This is a genomic window from Bradyrhizobium sp. ERR14, from assembly GCF_014198235.1.
Taxonomy (GTDB): domain Bacteria; phylum Pseudomonadota; class Alphaproteobacteria; order Rhizobiales; family Xanthobacteraceae; genus Bradyrhizobium.
Genome location: NZ_JACIHD010000006.1, coordinates 123,439 through 141,950, shown reverse-complemented (window position 1 = coordinate 141,950; position 18,512 = coordinate 123,439). Strand labels below are relative to the sequence as shown.

General features: G+C 66.2%; 17 protein-coding genes. 6 read left to right on the top strand and 11 right to left on the bottom strand.

From position 1 onward, the window contains the following. Nucleotides 1-2 precede the first annotated feature (2 nt). Nucleotides 3-641 carry an NrsF family protein gene (locus GGD62_RS18960; protein WP_183709492.1) on the top strand — a complete coding sequence of 213 codons (639 nt, stop codon included), beginning with the start codon at nucleotides 3-5 and terminating at the stop codon, nucleotides 639-641. Nucleotides 642-651: 10 nt separating this feature from the next. On the opposite strand, the gene GGD62_RS18955 is transcribed toward GGD62_RS18960, so the two are convergent. Then, nucleotides 652-1,755 (bottom strand): DUF2336 domain-containing protein, encoded by a 1,104-nt coding sequence (locus tag GGD62_RS18955; protein ID WP_183709490.1) that lies wholly within the window; start codon nucleotides 1,753-1,755, stop codon nucleotides 652-654. Between the two features lie 63 nt (nucleotides 1,756-1,818). Further along, complete coding sequence (locus GGD62_RS18950; protein WP_183709487.1) at nucleotides 1,819-2,976, bottom strand: GGDEF domain-containing protein; 1,158 nt, start codon at nucleotides 2,974-2,976, stop codon at nucleotides 1,819-1,821. 440 nt (nucleotides 2,977-3,416) lie between these two features. Here GGD62_RS18950 and GGD62_RS18945 point away from each other — a divergent pair, with 440 nt between their 5' ends. The 4 genes from GGD62_RS18945 to GGD62_RS18930 all read left to right on the top strand — a co-directional run bounded on the left by GGD62_RS18945 (nucleotide 3,417) and on the right by GGD62_RS18930 (nucleotide 7,693). Continuing rightward, a complete protein-coding gene (locus tag GGD62_RS18945; RefSeq protein WP_018315733.1) occupies nucleotides 3,417-3,986 on the top strand; it encodes a sigma-70 family RNA polymerase sigma factor in 570 nt (189 codons plus the stop codon). After that, nucleotides 3,983-4,678 carry a hypothetical protein gene (locus tag GGD62_RS18940; RefSeq protein ID WP_183709485.1) on the top strand — a complete coding sequence of 232 codons (696 nt, stop codon included), beginning with the start codon at nucleotides 3,983-3,985 and terminating at the stop codon, nucleotides 4,676-4,678. Before GGD62_RS18945 ends, GGD62_RS18940 begins: the two co-directional genes overlap by 4 nt. A gap of 16 nt (nucleotides 4,679-4,694) precedes the next feature. After that, the gene (locus tag GGD62_RS18935) at nucleotides 4,695-6,410 is read left to right on the top strand and encodes a S8 family serine peptidase (protein WP_183709483.1); all 1,716 of its coding nucleotides are present in this window, start codon (nucleotides 4,695-4,697) and stop codon (nucleotides 6,408-6,410) included. Nucleotides 6,411-6,946: 536 nt separating this feature from the next. Further along, nucleotides 6,947-7,693, top strand: coding sequence for a TIGR03809 family protein (locus GGD62_RS18930; RefSeq protein WP_183709481.1), 747 nt, complete (start codon nucleotides 6,947-6,949; stop codon nucleotides 7,691-7,693). Between the two features lie 131 nt (nucleotides 7,694-7,824). Here the strand turns inward: GGD62_RS18930 and GGD62_RS18925 are convergent, their stop codons facing one another. From GGD62_RS18925 to GGD62_RS18895, 7 genes are all read right to left on the bottom strand, one after another. Then, entirely contained in the window at nucleotides 7,825-8,133 is a 309-nt protein-coding gene (locus GGD62_RS18925; protein ID WP_026201544.1) for a GIY-YIG nuclease family protein, read from the bottom strand. Nucleotides 8,134-8,328: 195 nt separating this feature from the next. Next, nucleotides 8,329-9,699 (bottom strand): TIGR03808 family TAT-translocated repetitive protein, encoded by a 1,371-nt coding sequence (locus GGD62_RS18920; protein ID WP_183709479.1) that lies wholly within the window; start codon nucleotides 9,697-9,699, stop codon nucleotides 8,329-8,331. A 201-nt stretch (nucleotides 9,700-9,900) separates the two neighbouring features. Next, on the bottom strand, nucleotides 9,901-10,557 hold the full coding sequence (locus GGD62_RS18915) for a pyroglutamyl-peptidase I (RefSeq protein WP_183709477.1): 657 nt from the start codon (nucleotides 10,555-10,557) through the stop codon (nucleotides 9,901-9,903). Then, entirely contained in the window at nucleotides 10,554-11,543 is a 990-nt protein-coding gene (gene meaB, locus GGD62_RS18910) for a methylmalonyl Co-A mutase-associated GTPase MeaB (protein ID WP_183709475.1), read from the bottom strand. The genes GGD62_RS18915 and meaB overlap by 4 nt, the downstream gene beginning before the upstream one ends. Nucleotides 11,544-11,595: 52 nt before the next feature. Continuing rightward, a complete protein-coding gene (locus tag GGD62_RS18905) occupies nucleotides 11,596-13,107 on the bottom strand; it encodes a tripartite tricarboxylate transporter permease (RefSeq protein ID WP_183709473.1) in 1,512 nt (503 codons plus the stop codon). Nucleotides 13,108-13,111: 4 nt separating this feature from the next. Continuing rightward, nucleotides 13,112-13,603: a tripartite tricarboxylate transporter TctB family protein gene (locus GGD62_RS18900; RefSeq protein ID WP_018315742.1), complete on the bottom strand. Its 492-nt coding sequence runs from the start codon at nucleotides 13,601-13,603 to the stop codon at nucleotides 13,112-13,114. A 229-nt stretch (nucleotides 13,604-13,832) separates the two neighbouring features. Further along, a complete protein-coding gene (locus GGD62_RS18895) occupies nucleotides 13,833-14,825 on the bottom strand; it encodes a tripartite tricarboxylate transporter substrate binding protein (protein ID WP_183237383.1) in 993 nt (330 codons plus the stop codon). Nucleotides 14,826-15,041: 216 nt separating this feature from the next. Between GGD62_RS18895 and GGD62_RS18890 the strand changes: the two genes are divergently transcribed. Beyond that, the gene (locus tag GGD62_RS18890; protein ID WP_183709470.1) at nucleotides 15,042-15,509 is read left to right on the top strand and encodes an SRPBCC family protein; all 468 of its coding nucleotides are present in this window, start codon (nucleotides 15,042-15,044) and stop codon (nucleotides 15,507-15,509) included. Between the two features lie 7 nt (nucleotides 15,510-15,516). Here GGD62_RS18890 and GGD62_RS18885 read toward each other — a convergent pair whose 3' ends face one another. Next, nucleotides 15,517-16,305, bottom strand: a complete 789-nt coding sequence (locus GGD62_RS18885) for an RsiV family protein (RefSeq protein WP_409333952.1) — start codon at nucleotides 16,303-16,305, stop codon at nucleotides 15,517-15,519. Between the two features lie 38 nt (nucleotides 16,306-16,343). Then, entirely contained in the window at nucleotides 16,344-18,500 is a 2,157-nt protein-coding gene (scpA, locus tag GGD62_RS18880) for a methylmalonyl-CoA mutase (RefSeq protein WP_183709468.1), read from the bottom strand. Nucleotides 18,501-18,512: the final 12 nt, after the last annotated feature.

Below are 18,512 nucleotides of genomic sequence, written 5' to 3'. Positions count from 1 at the left end.
TCATGGACACCGATCAACTCATCCGTTCGCTCGCAGCCGACAACGCCCATCGGGCGCCGCGCGTCGGCACCGTGCTGACCACGGCGCTCCTGGTGGCCGCGCCCTTGTCGATCCTGATCTTCGCGACGTTCCTCGGCGTGCGTCACGACGTGATGAGCGCGATGCACAACCCGTTCTTCGACATGAAATTCGCGGTGACGCTGTCGCTCGCGATTCCCGCCATCATCATCAGCCTGCATCTGTCGCGTCCGGAAGCCCTGCTGCGCGGCTGGGGCTGGCTGCTGCTGCTTCCCGTCGGGCTGCTCGCGGTCGCGATCGGCAGTGAGGCGATGATGGCGCCGGCCATGCCGATGACGATGCGCTTGATGGGCAAGAACTCAAGGGTGTGCCTGGTCGCAATTCCGGCGATGTCGCTGCCGCTGCTTGCGGGGGCGCTGTTCGGCCTGCGCCATGGCGCGCCGTCGCGGCCGGCGCTTGCCGGAGCGCTCGCCGGCCTGGTGTCGGCCGGCCTTGCCGCGACCCTCTATGCCTCGCACTGCACTGACGATTCGCCGCTGTTCGTCGCGACCTGGTACACGCTCGCGACCGCGCTGGTGACCGCGATCGGCGCGGCGGTCGGGGCGAGGGTTTTGCGTTACTAGCGCGCCGGCCTCACGCCGCCGGCGTCGTGCCCAGCTGCATGCGGTGGAAGCGCAGCACCTGCTGCGCGGTCGAGCTGCGCAGCGCCTCGTAAACGTCGCGCAGCGTCAGCATGTCGGTCTGCGAGCCGCCGGAGAGCTTCTCGCGCATGGCGATGATGGCGCGCACGCTTGGCCAGGACATGCCCGCGACCTTGGCGAGGATCATCACGCCCTCGGTGCGGCTTTCGATCATCATGGTCTCGGCGGTCTCGACCGCGACGCCCGCGAGCGCCGCGAGCCCCGCATTGGTTTCGTCGAACTTGCCCTGCTCGGCGAAACTGGTGATCTGGAATTCGTTGAGACGGCCGTCCTCGTGCAGCGACCTCACCAGCGCGCGCGCCATCTCGGTCTGCTTCGTCATGGCGGCGGCGCGGACCCTCTGGGCCACTTCCTGCACCACGCTCGACACCTCGTCCATGAGTTCCGGATGCGCGGCCTCGAGCTTCCTGCGCACGCTCAAGGACGCCTTGGCGACCAGCTTCAAATAGTGATGGCGCGGCAGGTCCGGCCGCAGTCCGATGCACGTGGCGAGGTCGTCGTCGCGCTCGGCGCGGGTGACGAGATCGGTGAGGCTTCCCTCGGAGAGCCGCGCGCCCGGATTGCTGACGGTCGATTGCACCACGTCCTCGTCGCCGCGCGTCACCAGCACGTCGGTCAGCGCTTCCGACAGCACCCGCCGCAGCGAGATCGCCTTGAGATGCGCCTGACCTCGCGTGCGCGCGATCTCGATCAGGGTCGTCTCGTCGAGCCGTTCCGATTTCGACAGCACGGGGCCGGAGACCTCGATGACCTCGTCGAGCGCGAGCGTGCGGATGATTTTCGGCGGCGCGGCCGCAACCGGTGCGAGGCGGTCGGCGAGCAGCGCCTTGGCCGAGGTCTCGATCTGCTCGATCAGGCACTGGAACACGTCGTCGAACACGCGGATGTGGTCGTCGGAATAATCCACCGCGTTGCCCACGAACAGATCGGTGACGCGGCGCAGCGTCTCGACCCGGCGCGCGACGGTGCCGTGCGAGAGTGCAGCCTGCAGTTCCTCGAGCAAATTCTCGGATGTTTTTGCGGATCTGGATCTCATGGCCCTGTCCTGGAGCGCTCGGTCCGGCGGCGGCTTCTGTCGCAGCGGGAAGAAATGGATTGGTCAGCTCGTTGCAATGCGATTGCGCCCTTGCGCCTTGGCGGAATAGAGCGCGCGATCGGCGCGCGCGAGAAACGTATCGGCAGTATCGACGTCGCGCAGCGTCACGACGCCCGCGGAAATGGTCACGCGCAAATTCAGGGAGAATGCGCTCCAGTCGAGATCGGCGACGATGCCGCGCAAGCGCTCGAGCGTGCGCTGTGCGGCCTCGCCCGTTGTGTCCGGCAGCAGCAGGAGGAATTCCTCGCCGCCGTAGCGGCCGAAGCAGTCGGCCGGCCGGATGTTGGCGAACATGGTGATCGCGAAAGTGCGCAGCACCTCGTCGCCGACGGGATGGCCGTGGGCGTCGTTGATGCGTTTGAACCAGTCGAGATCGATCAGCGCGATCGCGCAGGGCGTCGATGCCTGCCGCGACTTTTCGATCTCGGAGTCGAGAAGCCGCATGATGCAGCGGCGATTGTAGGAGCCGGTGAGTTCGTCGAGCTCGGCCAGCTCCTCGATGCGCTGATAGGCGGCCTTCAGCTCGATGCTGCGCCGGTACAGGATCTTGCGCAGGGTGGCGCCGAACAGGCCGAGGAAGGCGCACTGGCCGATCACCAGCACGAAACAGAGCATCGAGGCGGTTCGCTCCAGCCGGGTCGCAACCGGCAGCCCGATCGGCAGGTCCGAGCCCAGGAAGACCAAAGCGAGCCCGCATGTCGCAAGGCCCCAGGTGACCATCGCCTGGTGAGAGGTCATGCGCAGCGTGCCAAATGCGAAGATCAGGAACAGCACGGCGAGGAAAGCGACCCCGGCCGTCGGCACTGCGAGCAGGAACAGCAGCTGCAGCGCCATATGCGCCGAGATCTGGAAGACGGTGAGGTAATGATCCTCGAACCGGTCGCCGAAGCCGGCTTCCGACAGCACGGTGAACGTACCGATGATCAGGAGGCCGCCGAGCCAGAACAGCGACGGAACGGCCATGGAGACCGTGCCGCCATAGGCGTAGAGCAGCAGGACCGAGGCACCCAGCGAATAGCTCGCCACCTGGCCGATAAACATCTGGCGGCGCTGCCGGGCTCGGCGCGCCAGCACTTCGGACGCCGCCGCCTCGGGCGTGAGCACGAGATCCGCGACCTCAGCGGCATTCCTCTCGGGAAAGGACGTCGCGGCCGTGCTCATGGTCCCGCCAATGGTGATGTCAGCGTAAAAATCTACGTGGCAAGCCTTTAGGTTTGGTATCCTTTGAAACCGAATCCGAACCGTGCAGCGCGGAACAAGGTGCTAGGCTGCTGGCGGGGAAATTTTGCCGGCGATCAGGCATCCGTTTGCGATGCGATCGAGCCTAAGCCGGGCTTGGCGAGACATATGTCGTGCAGGGTTGCTATGGAACCGAACGAGGCCGGGCCGCCTGTGCCGGACAGGCATTCCGCAGGGAAGTGTTGCAGTATTATGTTACCAATCAGGATGAAGGCGGCTGACGGCCGCGGGTGGGACAAGAAAAACACGCGTATGTGGGGTAGGTCACACAAGCCTCCGTATGACCGCGGTAGACTGAAGAATTTTGCCCCCCCTATCGAACCGTCCGCCGCGCCGACCCGACCAACTTTGCGAGACGGGCATTGAGCGTGACACAGGCGGCTTCGGACGAGGTCCTGATCGCCAGGATCGCCCAAGGTGACCGGCTCGCCATGCAGGTGCTGTACGGGCGGCACCATGTCAGGGTCTACAGGTTCGGGCTGAGGCTCGTGCGGGACGAGCAGGCGGCGGAAGACCTCATCAGCGAGGTATTTCTCGACGTCTGGCGTCAAGCCGGCAAGTTCGAGGGCCGATCCGCCGTTTCTACCTGGCTACTGGCAATCACCCGTTTCAAGGCCCTGTCTGCGCTCCGGCGCAGGAAGGATTTCGAACTGGACGAAGACGCCGCCAACGCGATCGAGGATACGTCCGACAATCCGGAAACGGTGGTGCAGAAAAAGGATACCAGTGAAGCGTTGCGGGAGTGTCTGACGGGCCTCTCGCCGGACCATCGGGAAATCGTCGATCTCGTCTACTACCACGAGAAGTCCGTGGAAGAGGTGGCCGAAATCGTCGGAATACCGGAAAACACTGTGAAGACGCGCTTGTTCTATGCGCGCAAGAAACTGGCCGAACTGCTGAAGGCAGCCGGCGTTGAGCGAGGCTGGCCATGATGGCTTTGAGCAAGAAGATGCTGGAGCAAGAGCCCAGTGAAATTGAACTGCTGCTGCCGTGGCACGCGGCCGGCACGCTGAACGCGCGCGATGCGCGGCGGGTCGAGGATGCGCTGGCGCGCGATCCCGAGCTTGCCAGGCAGTATGCGGCTATCCGCGGCGAGTACGAAGAGACCATTCATCTGAACGAGAGCTTGGGGGCTCCGTCGGCGCGCGCGCTGCAGAAACTGTTCGCCGCGATCGACGCCGAGCCGGCGCGGGCGAGCGGCTCGCGGCCGCTGTCGGCGCGCATCTCGACCTTCTTCGCGAGCCTGTCGCCGCGCACGCTGGCGTGGTCGGCGAGCCTTGGCGCCATCGGGCTGATGCTGCAAGCCGGAATCATCGGCGCCGTGCTGATGAAGAACCAGCCCGCGACCTTCCAGACCGCTTCGCTCTCGACCAGCGGTCCGATCACTCGCGAACTCGGCACCACCGTTCCGCCGGCGCGCGCGCTGGTGCGCTTCACGCCCGAGGCCCGCGTCGCCGACATCACCGCGCTGCTCGACAGCTACCAGGCCTCGATCATCGGCGATGCCAAGGGCGGCATGTTCCGCCTCCAGTTCGACAAGGCGATGAGCCAGGACGAGTTCGCCTCGCTGCTCGGCAAGATGCAGCGCGAGAAGTTCGTCAACCTCGCCGTCGCGGCGCCTTGAGCGCGCCGCTGATCCGATGACAGGCAAGTCCGAGAGCAGGGTGCGCGCCGGGGCCTACGCTTCATCGGTCGGCGCCGCGCTTTTGATCGCCGCCTGTCTCGGCGTCGAGGTTGCGCAGGCGCAGGCGATCATGCGCACGCCGACGATCAGCGTGCCCACGCGAACGCCGACCATCTCTCCGAGCATCGCCCCGCGCATCGGTCCGACCATCTCGGCCAGGGCGGTGTCCGTCGACCGCGGCCCGCGGACGATGGCGACCATTCCCCACACCACGACGTCGCGCCTGCGGCCGACGACGACGGTGCTGCCCTATGCGCGCTACTCGCCGAACCTGTATCCGGCCTGCACCGCGCCCTATCGCGATGCCGACGGCGAATGCCTGGCGCAGCCGAATGCCGGCGGCGGTGGCTCAGGCAAACCCGCCAAGAAGAGCGCCGGCAAGGGCCGCGGCAACGCCACGCCGGCCGCCGCCAATCTTCGCAGCTTCGCCAACGAATTCGTGGCCGAGATCGACGGCGCATTGTCGCCCGGTGATGCCGACGCGTTGGCCCGCCGGCACGGCTTGACGCGGATCTCGTCGGAGAGCTTCCCGCTGATCGGGGCTACGTTCGGTCTGTTCCGCATCACGGATGGCCGGCCGTACGAGACGGTGCGGCGCGAATTCGCGGCCGACGGCAGCGTGCGCTCGGTCCAGGCGAACTTCCGCTATGTGCTGCAGGACCAGAAATCGCCGCCCCCCAGCGAAGGCGATCCTGCGCAATATGCACTGACAAAGCTCCGCTTGCCGCAGGCGCATACGCTGGCGCACGGCGCCAACGTCACGGTTGCCGTGATCGACTCCGGCATCGACACCAGGCATCCCGAGCTCGCCAATTCCGTCGCCGACAATTTCGATGCACTCGGCAGCGCGGAGGGGCCGCACGTCCACGGCACCGGCATCGCCGGCGCCATCGTGGCGCATGACCGGCTGATGGGCAGCGCCCCCCAGGCGCGCATCATCGCGATCCGTGCCTTCGGTGGCAGCAATGGCGGCGCCGAGAGCTCGTCCTACATCATCCTGCGGTCGCTGAATTACGCCGCCGAGCACGGCGCGCAGATCGTCAATATGAGCTTTGCCGGTCCGAAGGATGCGGTGATCGAGCGCGCCATCGCGGCGACCGCCGCGCGCGGCCTCGTGCTGATCGCCGCCGCCGGCAATGCCGGCGCAAAATCGCCGCCGCTCTATCCGGCCGCCAATCCGAACGTGATCGCGGTCAGCGCGACCGACCAGCAGGACAGGCTGTTCACCGCGTCCAACCGCGGCAATTACATTGCCGTCGCGGCGCCCGGGGTCGACATCTTCCTGCCGGCGCCGGACGGCAAGTACCAGATGGCATCGGGAACCTCGTTCTCGGCCGCCTATGTGTCAGGCGTCGCGGCGTTGCTGCTCGAGCGCAATTACACCTTGAAGCCGGAAGCGCTGCGCGTGACGCTGGCGAAGACCGCGCGCGACCTCGGCTCCCCCGGGCGTGACGAGCTTTTCGGCGACGGCCAGACCGATGCGTTTGCCGCGGTCATGGCTGTTCCCGCCGACGGCGCGACGCCGGTTGCGGCTGCGTCCGGTACAACAAAACGTGAAGATGCCGGCAAGCGTCGCGACGAGCCTGGCACCCGCGCGATCGAACAACCTTCGTTGTCGAGTGCGGACGATAAATCCACGATTTCTCAGGCGGATAGGCCGGCGACGCGATAGCGGCTGCGACAAAGATGCGCGCGGGCCGAAGGTCAAAAAATCGAACCCCGCATTGAACGTTCAGCCAGCTGCCACGACCAAATTATGTGGGAGCGGTCATCCCTCCCCATCAGTCATATCAGGCGCGAGCGCCCATCCACCCCAAGCGCCCATATGGCTTGACCCGTCCGGTTGTCCCCCCGGACGGGTCTTTTCTTTTCGGCATCCGATTCTTCGAAGCCTCGCGTCGTTCAGCTTGCGGTTGATGGGATGCCGCCATGTTCGAGTCGGCTGTTCGCCCGGCGCGTCGCACCTCCGCTATGCTTGTGCGAGGCTTGACTCGAAAACACAGCAAATCTCCGCACGACTACGGTGATTGACGACGAATGCCGTGTCGTTGCTGGACAAGTCAAAACTTTTCCACAAAATATTCATGTCGCGTCTAAATTGATTCGTGTGCGTTGCGTCCTCCGCGTCCGTGTTTTCCCCTGACGGGCTGGTTCATGACACATCGCCAAGAGTCTAGCTGCACGTCCGATTGGGCGTCTGCGCGTGCTGTGGTTGCTGGCCGCGACGTCGCGGCGCGCTGGTGCGCTCTCGCCGAGCAGCGGCTGCAACATCTCTCCGAAATGTTCGAGACCGGCCGCTGGCGCCGTTATCACTCCGAGATCGCATTTCTCGAAAACATCCAGGAAGCCAAGCGGGCGGTCCAGACCTGGCGCGCGCTCGCGACCGGTGGGGACGTCGCCGAGGCCGCCGCGAGCGTGACGCCGGCATTCGGCTGGTCGCCGGCGACCATGCCCCGCGTGTTTCCGCGCGAGCAGCAGGCGCAGATCGTGCAGCCCAAGACCCTGCAGCCAAAGGCCGTCCACATCGCCCCCGAGACCGCCGTGCCGGTCAGGCTCGATCCGAAGCCGGACGTTCTCGCCGAGATCACCGAAGCCCCGGTCGCGCCGCTCGCCGCGCCCGCAGCCTCCGCTGCGATGGCGTCGTTTATCGCGCCTGCCGAGATGCCGCCGCTCAAGGCTCCCGCGGCGAGGGTGCCGCTGACCGCACCTGCCGTGAGGTCACCGCTCGCCGTGCCCGCCGCAATGGCGCCGCGCGCGGCGCCTGAAGTGAGGCCGCCACTCGCGGTTCCTGCCGCGAAGCCGCAGACGGCTGCGCCTGCTGCAATGGCATCGCTCCTGCCGCAGTTCACCCCGCCGGCCGAAGAAATCGTCGCAGCCCGCGAGCGCGTCGTCGAATTCACCTTCAGCCTCGACGGCCTCGAAGCCAAGTACCCGCTGCTCAGGAATGCGTTCTAAGGCCGTGGGTGAGGCCCGAGCAGAGTCGGCCGCCTCTCTCGCCCCGTCATCCTGAGGTGCGAGGCATGGGACGCAAGGCGTCCCATGGGGAGCCTCGAAGGATGAGCGGCCCATCTGCCGCCATACTAAGCTTATGTCTTCGATCTAGGCGCTCCCGCCCGACGCCGCGCAAACTGGCTCACCGCCTTCCAATCCGAACGAATGAGCGCTTCCTTCTTGGCGCGGCTCCATCCCTTGAGCTGACGTTCGGCGGCAATCCCGTCGATGATCCGATCGAAATACTCGGACCACACCAGGACGACGGGACGCCTCGAATAAGTATACCCGGGATAAGCGCCGGCATTATGCTCATCGACACGTTTGGACGTATCCTCACCGGTCGCGCTTCCAATGTAGAAAGAGCCGTCGGCGCATTGCAGCATGTAGATATAGATGCCCACAACATCATCCTTCGAGGCTCCCCACGTGGCGCGCTGCGCCACGTGGGGAGCGCCTCAGGATGACGGCAGTGTTTGGGTTGTCAAGTTTGATGCGACAACCCAAAGGCTATCCCGTCATGCTGAGGTGCGAGTTTCGCGGTGCAGAGCACCGCGGAGCGAGCCTCGAAGGATGACCGGCCCGGCTGTCAGCCACGCCTACCTGCGCACCGCATTGCCGCCGAGCACCACCTGCGCGAACCGCTGCGCGCCGTCGGCTGACAGATCCGACGTCACCGCACGCGCATGGTCCAGTCCCACCACGGCGCCGCGCGGGGTCTCGGAGATCATGTTGTTGTTGACCAGCGCGATGCCGGCGCCCGGCACGACGGAGACGCCGACGCCGGCGAGGGCCTTGCGGATCACGTTGCCCGTGATCGCGACGTCGCGCAGATATTTGCCCCAGCCGGCGACGATGCCGTAGGACGGCGCGTTCTCGATCACGTTTCCGGTCACCGAGGTATCCGCCTCGATGTAGATGCCGACGCCGGCATCGTCGTCCGGCGCGGTGCCGATCGGGCGCTTCGGAACGAGGTTGCGGATGATGTTGCCCTGGACCACCGCGATGCGGCCGCCTTCGTTGAAATTGCAGACGGAGACGCCGACCGCGGCGCCGTCGACCGTGTTGTTGGCGATCACCGCGGCCTCGAACGTAAACTCCGAATAGAGCGCGACCTCGCGCACGTCGCTGACGCTGTTGCCTGTGATGTGGATGTTGGAGGCGGAGTTGCCACGCACTGCGGAGTAATCGCAGTTCCTGATGCGGTTGCCGCGCACGATCACGTTGCCGGCGCGAAAGGCGTTGATGGCGTTGCCGTACTGGCCGGAGCCGCCGGGACCGGCCTTGATGTTCTCGATGCGGTTGTCGGCAACTAGCGTTCCGTCGTCGCCGATCGCGGTGCGCAGGATCTCGATGCCATTGTCGTTGGTGCCGAGAATCGTGTTGCGGGAGACGCCGAGGCCCCTGGCGTCGAACGAGACCACCGCGGTCACCGCGATGTCAGTGAAGATGTTGCCGGAGATGTCGCCGGAGACCTGTTCGAGCCAGATGCCGCTGCCGCCTGAGTTCGTGATCTCGCAATCAGTGATGCGCGTATCGCGCCCGCCGAGGACATGGATCAGCCCGCGCCGCGCCGGCAGCGGAATGCTGCCGCCGTCGAAAGTGATGCCGGTGAGGCCGATGGAGTCCGAACCGTCGCTCTGGATCGCCGAGGCGCCGCCGGTGAAGACGAGTTTCGTCGCCCCGCGCACACCGATCAATTGCGCGCCGTTGGGCAGCCGCAACAGCCCGGCGCGATAGACGCCGGGTGGTAGCGCCAGCGGCAGCTGTGCGCGTGCAGCTTCGTCGATCGCGCGCTGCAGCGCGCGGGTCTGATCTTCGCTGCTGCCGGGCCGCACGCCGTATTGTGTGGCATCGCGGCCGAGCAGGGATGTCAGTGGTGCCGCGCGCGCGGCGTCGGCCGGCATGGCGAGCGAGCCCGCGATGCCTGCGGTCGAAGCTCCGATCAGATGGCGGCGATTGAGGTCCATGACGCGTCCTCCGGCGGAGGCGGGAGGGCATCCGCGCCGACTAGGTAGCGCAGGGCAGGCGAGGGCGCGGGGATTGTTCGCGGTAGGGTTAAATGTTTACGCAGAGACGGTGCCGTAGGGTGGGCAAAGCGTAGCGTGCCCACGAATTGACGGGAGATGGAACGAGATGGTGGGCACGGCGCAGGGGCGCCTTTGCCCACCCTACGAAGCCGGCGTGTTCCGCCCCTTCCTCGCCAACGCCACCATCTCCATCAGCATCGCTTCCCCCGCATCCACCAGCTCTTCCAGTGTGATCCGCGGCGCACCCTTGCGCCGAACCGCGCCGCTGCGTGCGAGAAGGGGAATGTGGATGAACGCGGCGAGCTGCGGGCCGCCCGCCTTCACGTTCTCGATCGCGCGCCAGCTCAGGTAGTTGCAGAGATAGGCGCCGGCATCGCGCGAGGAGCGCGCATCGATGCCGGTGAGGCGCGCGGCGCGCAGCAGCCTTGCCGTGTGCGGACCGAAATTCATCGCGTCGGCATGGCCGGCGATGCCGCGCTTGCTCGATCGGGTGTTGGCGGCATCGGGCCAGAGCATGGTGACGGCGTTGCGCGCGCGGGTCTCGATCCGCAGGTAAGGCGTGCGCGCGGCGAGGCCGAACATCAACAGCGCATCCGGCTTCCCCTTCGCGATCACCTCCGGCAATTGCCGGTCGACCGCGGCATAGGTGACCGGGAAGATGTGACTGGAGATCGCGACATCGTCGAGTGCCGGACGGCGCAGTTGCGCGAGCCGCGCGACCAGCGGCTGGGTCGGGTTATAGGGCGCGCCGGGAAACGGGCCGAAGCCGGTGAGGAGAATGCGGAGCTTTTCGCTCATTTCAGCAACTCCAAGATCTGCTCGGCGGCGAGGGCCGGCGTGAGATGGCCCTCGGCGACCTCGGTCTCGATCTTCCGGACCTTCGTGCGAACCGAGGCCTCGCTGCGCAGCCGCGCCAGCATGCGCTGCTCCAGCATCGACCACATCCATTTCACCTGCTGGTCGCGCCGCCGCGCGGCGAAATCGCCGGACGCGTTCATCGCCTTGCGATGGTCGAGGACCTTCTGCCAGAGCTCGGCGATGCCGGTGCCGGCCAGCGCCGAATAGGTGACGACGGGTGGATGCCAGTGCTCGGATCGGGGGCTGAGGATATGCAGCGCGCCGCGATAGTCGGCGGCGGTGATGTTGGCGCGCTTGAGGTTGTCGCCATCGGCCTTGTTGATCGCGATCATGTCGGCGAGCTCGACCAGGCCCTTCTTGATGCCCTGCAATTCGTCGCCGCCGCCCGGCAGCATCAGCGCGAGGAAGAAATCGGTCATGTCGCAGACCGCGGTCTCGGACTGTCCGATGCCGACGGTCTCGACCAGCACGACGCCGAAGCCGGCGGCCTCGCATAACAGCATCGCCTCACGCGTTTTCGCGGCGACGCCGCCGAGCGTGCCCGAGGACGGCGACGGGCGGATGAAGGCATCGTCCGAGGCCGACAGCCGCGCCATCCGCGTCTTGTCGCCGAGGATCGAGCCGCCGCTGCGAGCCGAGGACGGATCGACCGCAAGCACCGCGACCTTGTGGCCCTGCTCGATCAGATAGGTCCCGAGCACATCGATGGTGGTGGACTTGCCGACGCCGGGCGATCCCGTGATGCCAACGCGAAACGCCTTGCCGGTCTCCGGCAGAAGCCTCTGCACCAGCTCGCGCGCCAGCGCCTGATGGTCGGCGCGCCGGCTCTCCACCAGCGTGATGGCCCGCGCCAGCGCCGCGCGGCTGCCGCCGCGGAGCTCCTTGGCGAGGGTCTTGATGTCGAGCGAGGGCTTCTTCTCAGTCATGCCCCTGCTTTACAATGCCGAGGCGGGGCAGGCGAGGCCCGCCCGCCCGATATCACCGGCTCGTGGCTGCCGCGGCTTGCGGCTGTTTTACCTTGCGCCAGACCCACACCATCACCGGCCAGAGCAGCGCGCCGATCGCCATCGCGGCGAGGATCGCGGCAACGGGGCGTTCGAAGAACGGCAAAATACTGCCGTCCGACTTGATCAGCGAGGTCACGAAGGCCTGCTCGACCATGGTGCCCATGACGATGCCGAGCACCATCGCGGCGACGGGATAGCCGTTCGCCTCCATCACGTAGCCGATCACGCCGAAGGCGGCGACGGTGACGACGCCGAACATGTTGTTGCCGATCGCGAACGAGCCGACCGCACAGCACAGCATGATGATCGGCATTATGGTCGAGCGCGGCGCCAGCAGGATGTAGGCGGCAACCCGGATCATGGCGATGCCGAGCGGGATCATCATGATGTTCGCGATGATGAACATCAGATAGATCGCGTACATGCTCGACGCCTTCTCGGTGAACAGCGTCGGGCCCGGATTGAGGCCCTTCATGTAGAGCACGCCGATCGCGATCGCGGCGATGGTGTCGCCGGGGATGCCGAACAGCAGCGAGGGCACCCAGCCCGAGGCGATGCTGGCATTGTTGCTGGCGCCGGCCTCGACCAGGCCCTCGACATGGCCGGTGCCGAATTTTTCCGGCTCCTTGGAGAAGCGCTTCGACATCGCGTAGGAGACCCAGGCGGCCATGTCGGCACCGGCGCCGGGCAGCACGCCGATGATGATGCCGACGATGTTCCCGCGCGTCATCTGCCAGTGATACAGCTTTGTCAGCCTCCACTGTCCCGCCATGATGCTTCCGAATTTTCGCCGCGGCAGCGGCGGCGGTTCCGGCGTCAGCATCGCGCGCATCACCTGCGCCACCGCGAACACGCCGACCAGCGCCGGGATCGGCTCGATGCCGCCGAACAGATCGGTGAGGCCGAAGGTGAAGCGCGGCACGCCGCCGGGATTTTCGATGCCGATGCAGGAAACCAGCAGGCCGAGGAACATGCCGGCGATCGCCTTCACCGGGGAGGAGCGCGCCACCAAGGTGGCGCACATCAGGCCGAGCAGCGCCAGCCAGAAATATTCGAAGGTCGAGAACGACAGCGCGATCTCGGCAAGCGGCGGCGCCAGGATCATCAGCGACAGCACGCCGGCGATGCCGCCGACCGCGGAAAACCACACGCCGGCCCCGAGCGCGAGCTCGGCCTGGCCCTTGCGCGTCATGGCGTAAGCTTCGTCCGCGTAAGCCGCGGAGGCCGGCGTGCCGGGAATGCGCAGCAGTGCGCCGGGGATGTCGCCGGAGAAGATCGCCATCGAGGACGCCGCGACGATGGTCGCGATCGCCGCGATCGGCGAGAGGTAGAAGGTGACGGGGACGAGCAGGGCGGTCGCCATCGTCGCCGACAGGCCCGGCAGCGAGCCGATCACGAGCCCGTACACGGAGGCCGCGAACATCGAAATGATGACCTCCCAGGTGGAGATCAGCGCGAATGCGTCAAGCAAGGTCTTCAGCATGGGATTACCAGGGCGTCGGCAGCAGGCCGGCGGGCAGCGGCACGCGGAGCAGCTTGCCGAAGATGAGGTGGATGGCGAACGGCGACAGCGCGGCGAGCGGCAGCGCCAGCTTCCACTTCGCACCGAGCGCGGTGGACGTCACGTAGACCATGATCGCCGCGGTGATGATGAAGCCGAGTCGGTCGGCCGCGGCGACGTAAAACAGCAGCAGCGCTGGCGGCAGCAAAGCGCGCAGGCCGTAGAGCTTGCCCTGCGGCGGTGGAGCGGCCGCCTGGCCGTCCTCCAGCGGGATCAGCTCTTCCTCCTCCTCGAAGGAGTGGCCGATCCCGAACACGATCGCGAGCCCGCACAGCGCAAGGCCGCTGCCGATCACGAGCGGAAACACGTTGGGGCCGACCGGCTGACCCGGCACCGGCGGCAGGATGTAGCCGCCATAGGCGGCAGCCGCGCCGAGGACGACGAGAAACGATCCCGTGACGGAGTCGGGAAGACGCATGGGGAGGAGTCCTACAGGAGGTGCGCTCCCTCTCCCCGCTTGCGGGGAAAGGGTTGGGGTGAGGGGGGCTCGCCGCGGGCGAGGTGAGAGTTGGAGGCGTGGAGAGTCCTTCTCACCCGAATTCGAGCAAAGCTCGAATTCGACCTCTCCCCCGCACGCGGGGAGAGGTGATGCAGTGAGCGAACCAACCACGTCAGCCAAAGTCATCTCACGCGAGAGCTGTGAAAGGTCACGCCTTGCTCAAGCCCGCCGCTTTCATCGCTTCACCCATCTGGGCGTCGCCCTTGTCCATGAAGCCTGCGAACTGGCCGGCATCGCCCCACACGGTGCCGAAGCCGCGATTGCTCATGAAGTCCTTGAACTCGGCGGACTCGTAGACCTTCTTCAGCGCCGCGGTGAGCTTGGTTGCGATCTCCGGCGGCAGGTTCTTCGGGGCGCCGATGCCGCGCCAGGCGCCGGTCGCATAATCGATGCCCATCGCTTCCTTCAGCGTCGGCACGTCCTTGAAGATCGGGTTGCGCGCGGGGGCCATGATGGCGAGGCTCCTGGCCTTGCCGGCCTCGATGATGGCGCGCGCCTCCGGCACCGAGCAGGTGGTGAGGTCGAGGCCGCCGGCGGCGAGATCCTGCATCGCAGGGGCCGCGCCGTTCGACGGCACCCAGGCGACCTGGTTGGCGGGCAGGCCCATCGCCTGCATCCAGCCGACCAGCGCCAGATGCCAGATGCCGCCCTGGCCGGTGCCGGAGGCCTTGAACTTGCCAGGAGGCGCCGCCTTGATCGCGTCGGCCAGCTCCTTGACCGTCTTGTAAGGGGAGGAGGAGGAGACCTGGATGCCCGGGGGATCCTCGTTCATCAGCGCCAGCGGCGTGTAGCTCTTCGGCGTCAGTTCGGTGAGGCCCTGCCAGTGCATCATCGAGATTTCGACGGTCAGCATGCCGATGGTGTAGCCGTCGGGCTGTGCGGTCGCGATCGCGCTATGGCCGACCACGCCGGAGCCGCCGGTGCGGTTGACCACGTTGAAGGGCTGGCCGAGGTCCTTTTCCAGAAGCGCTGCGACAATGCGCGCGGTCGCGTCGGTTCCGCCGCCCGCGCCCCACGGCACGATCACTGTGACCGGCCGGGCCGGATAGGCTTGCGCAAGTGCGGGCTTGAAGCCGAATGCGGCGGACGCGGCAACGGCGGCGGTCGAAGCCGCAAAGGTGCGGCGCGAAATCTTGGACATTGAATCTCTCCCAGCGGCGCCCGTGACGTCGGGTGCTCTTCTCAATGTGCCATTCTAGTCGGCTTTGCAGCACCGCCGCAAGGTAGCGCTACCAACGAGATCGCCATGTTGTGTGAAACCATGATGCCCATCGGATGGGCGGTCGGAAATCGGGTGGGTTTTGCTAGCGCAATTCGCCAACCTCTGCGCGTAACGAAAGCCAAAGGCAAGCCATCGATGACCCAAGCCTATTATAGCGCCGTGCTGGACCGCCCGCTGGACGAAGTCTGGTCGCTGATCCGCGATTTCAACAACTATCCCGCTTACATCGACGGCGTGAGCGAGAGCGAGATCGAAGACGACAAGCGCGGGGATGAAGTCGGCGCGATCAGGCGCTTCTGCTATCTCGGAAACTGGATCCGCCAGCGCCTGGTCGATCACTCGGATCGGCAGCACACCCTGACCTATGCCGGTCTCGACGCGCTGCCGTATCCGCAAGATGACGGAAGCCAGGCGCCTGCGCCGACGCGCTATCAAGGCACCATGCATCTGCGCCCGATCATCGAGGGCGATCGCACCCTCATCGAATGGTCGGTGGCTCTCGATACCGAGCCGGCGGATGCCGATCGCTGGCAGTCGCTATTCGCGTCCTGGATTCCTGATTGGACGGACTCACTTGCGCGGACGCTGGCGCGGGCCAGTTAGCGACCGCTCACGGCTCCTCGGCGTCGCCCTTCGGCCGCGCGCCGCCGAAGATGCGCGCGCCTTCCGCGGTGAGATACGGCTTCAGCGTCTCCCACGGCACGAAGGCGACATACTCGCCCTCGGCGTAGGGGCCGACGGCGTAGGGCGGATAGTGGAAGGTGAGGCCGGAGCTCTTGCCTGCCTCGGTCGACGGCGCGAGCGTCACCGCGCCGATCTTGAGCAGGCTCGGTTTCAGTTCTTTGAACCACTCGTCGGTTGCGGTCTCGCCGGCGCCGCGCTTCGTTTTCTCGGTGCGGAGCGAGGCGATCACGGCCTTCACCATCGCCTTCATCGTCGCCCCGTTATCGGCAGTATCGGTGAAGAGCGGGCGGATCGAGATGCGCTTGTTGTCGGCCTTGTCCCACAGGATCGTGTTCACGTCCGAGTTGGGATGCGCGCCGCGGGTGTTCATATAGTCGTTGCGGAGGACGCTGACGTAGCGGTCGGCAACGACGGAGCGGACCGAATATTTGCGCTCGAAATCCCAGCCACCGTCCTTGAAGAATTGCGGGTCGGCTTTGCGCGCGGCGGCAGCTTCGGCGGCATTCTTGTTGAGCCATTTTTTGCCCTCCGCGACGCAATCCGCCACCAGCGCCGTATCCGCCTTGATCCTGTCGTCGAGGAACATGCGCGCCTCGATGCTCTTGGTCTTGACGGCGGCGTCGGGCTTGGGGTCGGCGGCGTGGGCGGGACCGAACAGCGCGCTGCAAACCGTGGCGACGCTGAGCGCGCGCATGAACATTGGCGCGAAAAACATCACGCAAATTCCTTCTTGTCGGGAAATAGACGGCGAAGCTACTCCGCCGCTTCGCTATGCCCGAGCCGCGCATTCAGCTTGCGGATCAGCTCTTCAGCCGCATCCGCGATCACCGTGCCCGGCGGGAAGATCGCTTCAGCGCCGGCGGCGTAGAGCGCGTCGTAATCCTGCGGCGGCACCACGCCGCCGACGATGATCATGATGTCGTCGCGGCCCTGCTTCTTGAGCGCCGCCTTCAGCTCCGGCACGGCGGTGAGGTGGGCCGCGGCGAGCGAGGAGACGCCGAGGATGTGCACGTCGTTCTCGACCGCCTGCCGCGCGGCCTCATCGGCGGTGGCAAACAGCGGCCCGATGTCGACGTCGAAGCCGATGTCGGCAAACGCGGACGCGATCACCTTCTGGCCGCGGTCGTGGCCGTCCTGGCCGATCTTGGCGACGAGGATGCGCGGGCGGCGGCCCTCAGCCTCCTCGAAGGCGTCGATCAGCGCCTGAACCTTCTCGACCTGGTTGCCCATGGTGGACGCCTCCCGCTTGTAGACGCCGGTGATGGACTTGATTTCGGCGCGGTGGCGGCCGAACACCTTCTCCATCGCGTCAGAGATTTCGCCGACGGTCGCCTTGGCGCGCGCCGCGTCGATCGCGAGCGCGAGCAGATTGCCATTGCCCTCGCCGGCCGAGCGCGTCAGCGCGGCGAGCGCGGCATCGACGTCCTTCTGGTTGCGCTCGCTCTTCAGCCGCGTCAGCTTGTCGATCTGCAGGCGGCGGACATTGGTGTTGTCGACCTTGAGGATGTCGATCGGCGCCTCGTCGGTCGGCTTGTACTTGTTGACGCCGATCACCGCCTGCTTGCCGGCGTCGATCCGCGCCTGCGTCTTGGCGGAGGCCTCCTCGATGCGCAGCTTCGGCAGGCCGGCCTCGATGGCCTTCGCCATGCCGCCGAGCTCCTCGACCTCCTGGATGTGGCCCCACGCCTTCGCCGCGAGGTCGCGCGTGAGACGCTCGACGTAATACGAGCCGCCCCAGGGATCGATGATCCGCGTGGTGCCGCTCTCCTGCTGCAGGAACAGCTGGGTGTTGCGGGCGATGCGCGCCGAGAAGTCGGTCGGCAAGGCGAGGGCCTCGTCGAGCGCGTTGGTGTGCAGCGACTGGGTGTGGCCCTGGGTCGCCGCCATCGCCTCCACCGTCGTGCGCATCACATTGTTGAAGACGTCCTGCGCGGTCAGCGACCAGCCCGAGGTCTGGCTGTGCGTGCGCAGCGACAGCGAGCGTGGGTCTTTGGGGTTGAAGGGCTTGAGCAGCTTCGCCCAGAGCAGGCGCGCGGCGCGCAGCTTGGCGACTTCCATGAAGAAGTTCATGCCGATCGCCCAGAAGAACGACAGGCGCGGCGCGAAGCGGTCGACGTCGAGACCTGCAGCTAGGCCGGCGCGCAAATATTCGACGCCGTCGGCGAGCGTATAGGCGAGCTCGAGATCCTGCGTCGCGCCGGCCTCCTGCATGTGATAGCCGGAGATCGAGATCGAATTGTATTTCGGCATCTTTTGCGAGGTGTACGCAAAAATGTCCGAGATGATCCGCATCGAAGGGGCGGGCGGATAGATGTAGGTGTTGCGCACCATGAACTCTTTCAGAATGTCGTTCTGAATGGTGCCCGACAGCTTCTCCGGCGGCACGCCCTGTTCCTCGGCGGCGGCGACGTAGAGCGCGAGGATCGGCAGCACTGCGCCGTTCATGGTCATGGACACGCTCATCTGGTCGAGCGGAATCCCAGCGAACAGTGTGCGCATGTCGTAGATGGAATCGATGGCGACACCGGCCATGCCGACGTCGCCGCCGACGCGCGGATGGTCCGAGTCATAGCCGCGATGGGTGGCGAGATCGAAGGCGACGGAAAGGCCTTTCTGGCCGGCCGCGAGGTTGCGGCGGTAGAACGCGTTGGAATCCTCCGCCGTGGAGAAGCCGGCATATTGCCGGATAGTCCAGGGCTGGTTGACATACATGGTCGGGTAGGGCCCGCGCAGGTAAGGCGCGATGCCGGGATAGGTCTCGAGGAAATCGAGGCCGGCCAGATCAGCCTCGCCATAGGCGGGCTTCACCAAGATGCCCTCGGGCGTCAGCCACGGTTCGGCGTTGCCTGACGGCGCGGCGGTCGTGGCGCGCTCGAAGGCGACGTCTGCGAAATTGGGAATGCGGCTCATGGTTTCAACCAT

Bases quoted from the DNA above. Each gene is read 5' to 3' on its own strand.
- GGD62_RS18960 (WP_183709492.1), top strand. From the start codon at position 3: ATGGACACCGATCAACTCATCCGTTCGCTCGCAGCCGACAACGCCCAT.
- GGD62_RS18955 (WP_183709490.1), bottom strand. From the start codon at position 1,755: ATGAGATCCAGATCCGCAAAAACATCCGAGAATTTGCTCGAGGAACTG.
- GGD62_RS18950 (WP_183709487.1), bottom strand. From the start codon at position 2,976: ATGAGCACGGCCGCGACGTCCTTTCCCGAGAGGAATGCCGCTGAGGTC.
- GGD62_RS18940 (WP_183709485.1), top strand. From the start codon at position 3,983: ATGATGGCTTTGAGCAAGAAGATGCTGGAGCAAGAGCCCAGTGAAATT.
- GGD62_RS18935 (WP_183709483.1), top strand. From the start codon at position 4,695: ATGACAGGCAAGTCCGAGAGCAGGGTGCGCGCCGGGGCCTACGCTTCA.
- GGD62_RS18920 (WP_183709479.1), bottom strand. From the start codon at position 9,699: ATGGACCTCAATCGCCGCCATCTGATCGGAGCTTCGACCGCAGGCATC.
- GGD62_RS18915 (WP_183709477.1), bottom strand. From the start codon at position 10,557: ATGAGCGAAAAGCTCCGCATTCTCCTCACCGGCTTCGGCCCGTTTCCC.
- meaB (WP_183709475.1), bottom strand. From the start codon at position 11,543: ATGACTGAGAAGAAGCCCTCGCTCGACATCAAGACCCTCGCCAAGGAG.
- GGD62_RS18905 (WP_183709473.1), bottom strand. From the start codon at position 13,107: ATGCTGAAGACCTTGCTTGACGCATTCGCGCTGATCTCCACCTGGGAG.
- GGD62_RS18900 (WP_018315742.1), bottom strand. From the start codon at position 13,603: ATGCGTCTTCCCGACTCCGTCACGGGATCGTTTCTCGTCGTCCTCGGC.
- GGD62_RS18895 (WP_183237383.1), bottom strand. From the start codon at position 14,825: ATGTCCAAGATTTCGCGCCGCACCTTTGCGGCTTCGACCGCCGCCGTT.
- GGD62_RS18890 (WP_183709470.1), top strand. From the start codon at position 15,042: ATGACCCAAGCCTATTATAGCGCCGTGCTGGACCGCCCGCTGGACGAA.
- GGD62_RS18885 (WP_409333952.1), bottom strand. From the start codon at position 16,305: ATGTTTTTCGCGCCAATGTTCATGCGCGCGCTCAGCGTCGCCACGGTT.
- scpA (WP_183709468.1), bottom strand. From the start codon at position 18,500: ATGAGCCGCATTCCCAATTTCGCAGACGTCGCCTTCGAGCGCGCCACG.